Consider the following 6293-nt stretch of genomic DNA (forward strand, 5'->3'; position numbering starts at 1 on the left):
GTGCGACAACTGGATCGCCAGGATCGAATTTCCCCCCAGTCTGAAAAATTCATCCCGGACAGAAAGTTGCTCCAATCCCAGAACCTCACCAAATAGCTGCGCCAATTGCAGTTCTTCCGGAGAATAGTCCTCATCTGACAAGGTAACCCGGATATTTTCAGTTTTGATTTTACCCGCCGAAAAAAGTTTGTTCTTCAGGTCGGTTATATCGAGCTTAGAAATAATTACCTGCTCATAACCAGGCTGATTGATTAATTGGTAAAATAAACCCGCGCCCTCTTGCTGTTTTACAGAATTAAGAAACATCAGCTTTTGCAATCTTTGCAGTCTACTCATACTATCAGGCAAGTCGTTATCATCTGCCTTGATCATACCCGTATCTGACCACCCAGGCCAATTAATTGTAAGAAAACGCGTACGCTTAAATCGCTGTTTGTCTACAGATAAATAATCGAGAAAACTATTAGATGCACAATATTCAATACGATTAACATCGCCCATAATACTGGCTAATGATGATGTAGCAACAACATATTTAAGCTTTGTTATATCTACATAATCCATAATCGCATCTATTCCATATACCTTACCTTTAAATGCGGTCTTAATATTTGTTAAAGAATATTCCGATAAGCTCAATGGCACAACTCCTGCAGTATGAATAATACCGGTTAGATTACCATAAACAGTTTTGATACGATCGGTCAGCGCACTTACCTCTAACCTTTCTGAGATGTCGGCACAAACAACTTCCACAGAAGATCCGTTTGCCGATATTTCATTAATAATCTGTTTTTTCTCTTTGATATATTCCGAATCGCCTTGCGTGTCCAAAGTATTTCTGCTTACCAGAATAAAGATTACTTTGTGTCTTTCAGCAATATGTCTTGCAAGTGATAATGCAACGCCTCCCAAGCCTCCGGTAACCAATATGATATCCCCATCAGCAATCGTATGCTGTGCAGGCGGTAATGGGCTGATCTTATCGTACTTCTGTTTCCATAATTTGCCAAACCTGAAAGCGATTAATTCTTCAGGTTTACCAGACGATGTATCATTATAAACCTGTAATAAATAAGAAACCGTAGTGTCATTGGCCAAACCAATGTCTATGACACGGGCATCCAGATTAGGCAATTCGTGATTGATATTTCTTACCGCGCCGACTAAAGTACCGTTAGCGGCACAGATCTTATCTTCGTTGGTTATCTGAGATAAATTATTCGTCAGTACCAACAAGTTCTTCATCGCCAGATCATTCAGCAGATATTGACGAATTAAGAATAGCGAGTAGAAGCTATAATGCAGTGCTGTATCAAAGTTGGCATTATTATCAATTGATGAAACATGTATTATAGTATCAAAAAGATAACGATGGGTATTTAGGTGCTCGATAAGCATCTGAAAATGAAGCTCATTTTCAGGATTAATCCTGATCAATTTCTTTTCCTCGACAGTGGCAACATGGTAATCAGTACTGCATACTACTAATAAGGATCGTTTGGCAAAGGCCGAAAAATCAAATCCATTTAGTTGATCTTCCCTTAAAAAAATCAGCGCGTTATCAAACACAAACCCATTTGTATTTTGATCTTGATTCAAATTACCTACAGCAGACCATACAGGAGCACTTAGCCATTTTTCTTTGGGTAGCAACTGCAAAGCGTCATCCGTTATTTTTTTGCCGCTGCTCTCTAACCAGTATTTTTGATAATTAAACTGGTAAACTGGCATGGTAGGATCTAACCGTCCTGATTGCAGCAAGGCATCATCATTAGGCTCAGCTATCAGTCCATTCATCCACAGGATTGCCAAAACATCCTCATTAAAACTTAAACGAATCCCTTGTTTTTCAGCACTCACCGCCTCTTTTGCAGAGGGCAGCAATTGTACAGCCTCCAAAGTTTTATAGCCGCTGTTCTTTTTATATTTATTTATAAAAGAGCCAAGACCTTTGCCCGGTCCTACTTCTATAAAAGTCACTCTATGGTGGTACCTGGCAGATATGGTATGGATACCCTTTGCAAACTGAACGGTGCTTCTGAGTTGTGCACACCAATATTCAGGATTAGCTACTTCTTCACCAGCAATTAATCCGTTTATATTGGATATAAAATCCTTATCGGGGACATTGAGTTTGATATGCCGGAAAACCTCTTTGAATTTATTCGCTGCCACTTCCATACTTCGGGAATGATATGCGTGAGAAGTATTTAGGATGACAGCAGGTATGGCACGTTGATCTAAAGCCTGTTTAAATGAAAAAATATCAGCTGTTTCACCTGAAAGCACGATATCCTCTTTGGTGTTGATAACGGCAATTTCGCATTTAAATTCTTTTAACATTGGCGTTAAGAATTCTAAATCGGCATTTACAGCGATCATACTTCCCAAAGCCATTGACTGCATTAGCTGCCCCCGTTTAATAACGAGCTTGACTGCGTCTTCCAAACAGAAAACACCAGATAATGCCGCAGCTACAAACTCGCCTATACTATGCCCAAGGTAGGCGTCGGCTTTAATACCGGTATGTTCCAGATATTTCGCAAGGGCATATTCCAATGTAAATAAAGCAAGCTGTGCCCATTGTGTTTCATCAATATTGTACGATATTGATGGATCAGAAGGATACAGGAATTGATCAAGCTCTATATCCAGGTATTTATTTGCTATAATTAAAATGGCATCTACTTCATTACGAAAAAAAGGCACATTTTCGTACAAGTCACGTGCCATCAAATTATACTGGGAACCCTGACCTGGGAACATAAACACTACCCGGCTGCTACTTTCAGGGTTTGCAATGGCAATCGGAGATTTTAAACGTAATTTATCGATAAGCTCCTTTGAACTGGCTACACGGTAAGCACTCCGGAAGTCAAAATGACGTCTTTTTTTCTGTAAAGTAAAGGCAATATCCTTCAGGCTTGGCAGAGTGGTTACCTCCCCGGCTTTGGTTAGGTAATGCAATAATGTTTGCTGATATTTTTCTAATGACTGCCTGCTTTTTGCTGATATCGGAATTACATACTGAACAGAATTGTCGATTTCTGTGGCCGTCATTGTTCGAGTTTTATCATCTGCCATATCATAATCGCCAACAATAATGTGTGCATTGGTGCCCCCAATTCCAAATGAGCTGATGCCTGCTATTCTTTGCTTAGCTTGAGGTGTCCAGAACCGGTTCTCTTTGATAATTTCAAAATTGGTTTGATCTAACTGCAACTCCTCGTTGGGTTCATCAAAATTGACCTGCCCGGTAAGGGTCTGGTGCTTCAGCATGGTACATACTTTGAGTAATCCAGCTATTCCGGCAGCCGAATCTGTATGCCCGATATTGGCCTTAATTGCTCCGATGACAACCTTTTGTGCAGGTTTGTTTTCACTGCCGCGATTGAGTTGGAACGCGTCGTGAAGCGCTCTGATCTCTATAGGATCACCTAAACTTGTTCCGGTACCATGACATTCAACATAATCCAGTTCATCTGAACTGATGCCTGCCATTTTTTGAGCGTTGACGATGCACTCCGTTTGTCCGACCAGCGAAGGTGCTGTATAACCAGTTTTGCGCGCGCCATCATTATTTGTCGCATAACCTTTTATCACCGCAATAATGTCGTCTTTATCACGCACAGCGTCCTCAAGCCGTTTCAGTACCGCTACTCCAACTCCTGAACCAGCAGTAGTACCTGAGGCACTTTTATCAAAAGTATTACAATGCCCGTCTTTTGAAAGGATCATCCCCGTTTCATAAATATAGCCAACCTGATTGGGCATATAAAATGATACTCCGCCAGCCAGTGCAAGACTGCAAGTACCCAATTGCAGGTTTTTACAGGCTTCTACCACGGCAACAAGGCTTGTTGAACATGCCGTATTAATTGAATTTGCCGGTCCCGATGTATTCAGGTGAAATGCAACTTTTGTAGCGAGCGCGTCTTTACTGTTGGCTAAGGAAGCCTCCCACATATTCAATTGATCTGCGTGTTGCCCCTGCAGAATATGATTATAAAAATAACTGCTGGCCCCGCTGCCGGCAAACACTCCTATCACATCTTTATCAGAACTGATATATCCGGCAGATTCTAATGCAAACCAGCTATGCTCCATAAATTTGCGGATCTGCGGATCTAATTGCCTGGCTTCATTGGGAGAAATTTCCCAAAATGACGGATCAAATAGTTCTATATCTTTAACTTTACCGGCAACGGGCACAAAGTCAGGATCTGCCAGTAAAGATTCATCTACATTTAATTGCTGGCATTCTTCTTTACTATAAAATCTTATTCCTTCCTGCTGATTAGCTATAAGGCGCCAAAGCTCTTCCAGATTATCCGCGCCACTAAAAGCACCGGACATACCCACAATAGCTACTTCATGTGAAAAAGCAGCTACTCCAATATCTTGTATAGTATATCCTGATTCAGCCGGCTTGTTTATACTTTGAATCAGTTTATCTATAGTATTGTATTTAAACAGATCGGCAACGCTGATATGCTTAAACTCACTCAATTCATTTAATTTTTGTTTTAACTTAATGCTTAAAATAGAGTTTCCACCTATCCTGAAAAAGTTCTGATGGATACTTATAACCGCGGCAGGTACTCCCAGTACGTCCGCGTATATTTGACAAATCTTTTCCTCCAACCCGGTGTAGGTCTGTCCATGCTGATGGTTATCTGTAAATCGGGCTTCCGGCAGGTTGGCTTTATCAATTTTTCCATTTGCGGTCATTGGGAATGATTCGACTGATACCAACAGATCCGGCAACATATATGCTGGCAATAACATCAACAGACGATCTGTAATACTGTCGTTTGACAAAACATGGCCTGCATTTTCTGATACATAATAAGCAACAAGATATTTATTGCTGCCTGATGACGTTTGGTTTTCTTTGAGCAATACACAACTTTGCCTGATCCCATCAATCTTCATCATTGCATTTTCTATTTCGCCCAATTCTATCCTGTGCCCGCGAAGTTTTATCTGGTTATCGTTTCTGCCGATATACATTAAATTCCCGTTGGGTAACCATTTGACAAGATCGCCGGTTTTATATAGACGATTGTAACCCTTTTCGTTATCCTCAGATGATGTAAAAGGATTTGCAATAAATCGCTCATCAGTCAATTCCGGCCGATTCAGGTATCCCCTTGCCAGGCCGCCCCCTCCAAGATGTAGTTGCCCGATAACACCTTGAGGTACCGGATTACCATAGGCATCAATCACATAGGCTTTTACATTTTGTATAGGTAATCCTATTTGTTCCGTTTCAGCTGTTTGTATTTGCATGCCCGTAGCATAAATACTGGCCTCTGTAGGGCCATAATAATTAAACAGCTTTACCTTGCCTGACCACACTTGTGCGATATTTTTAGGGCATGGCTCTCCGGCATATATTATACATTTCAGATCAGGATAGTTTTTTACAGGGAGTTCACCCAACAAAACGGGAGGTAGGTACACCAGATTGATCTTGTTATCAATAATATAATCGGAAAGCACTGCACTATCCAGCCTGGTAGTATTAGATAAAACATGTAGCTCAAGCCCCTGTAAAAGGCTGGCAAATAATTCGGAAACAGAAACATCAAATACATATGATGTGTACGCTGTTACTCTTGTTATACTATTAACGTCGTATACATCAAACAATGCGTAAATGGTATTTACCACACTATGATGTTCAATCATTACACCTTTAGGTTTCCCGGTTGTGCCGGAGGTGTAAATGACGTAGGCCAGGTCGCCCGGGCCACTTAAACTTCCCGGGTTACTCATCTGTTCAGTAACATACAACTCCGCGTCCTGATCTATCAGAACCACCTTATCTTCCGGCAGGTGTACCAGACCATCTTCCACCAGCTTCCGCTGCGTCAGCAGCAACTCTACTCCCGTGTCTTCAAGATAATAATCCAGCCTGTCCTGCGGAGATCCGATATCCAGCGGTACATACGCCCCGCCCGCCTTCAACACCCCAAGTATCCCGATCACCAGCTCCAATCCACGGTCTACATACAATCCCACCAGCGTCCCCGCCGAAAACTCCAATCCTACACGACTTGCATATTCCGCACGGATATATCGCGATAACTGGTTGCTCTTTTCATTCAGCTCCCGGTAGCTCAGCCGCATTCCTTCGTAAACCACCGCTACCGCATCCGGGGTCTGGGCTGCCTGTTCCTCAAACAGCCTGCTCAGCGTGGCTCCCGTATCATAAGCCTGCCCCGTCTCATTTCGTCCGTAAACCAGTTCCTCGTATTCTGCATCCCGCAAAAGGCTCACCTCAC

1 protein-coding gene is annotated in these 6293 nt (G+C 42.0%); it reads right to left on the minus strand.

Annotation, left to right across the window (positions count from 1 at the left end; translation table 11 throughout):
* Window positions 1-6293: amino acid adenylation domain-containing protein (locus AAGC65_RS26135; protein WP_343115386.1), on the minus strand; the 6293-nt coding region annotated here is incomplete at both ends.

The sequence above is a fragment of the Mucilaginibacter sp. genome, assembly GCF_039207105.1.
Classification (GTDB): Bacteria; Bacteroidota; Bacteroidia; order Sphingobacteriales; family Sphingobacteriaceae; genus Mucilaginibacter.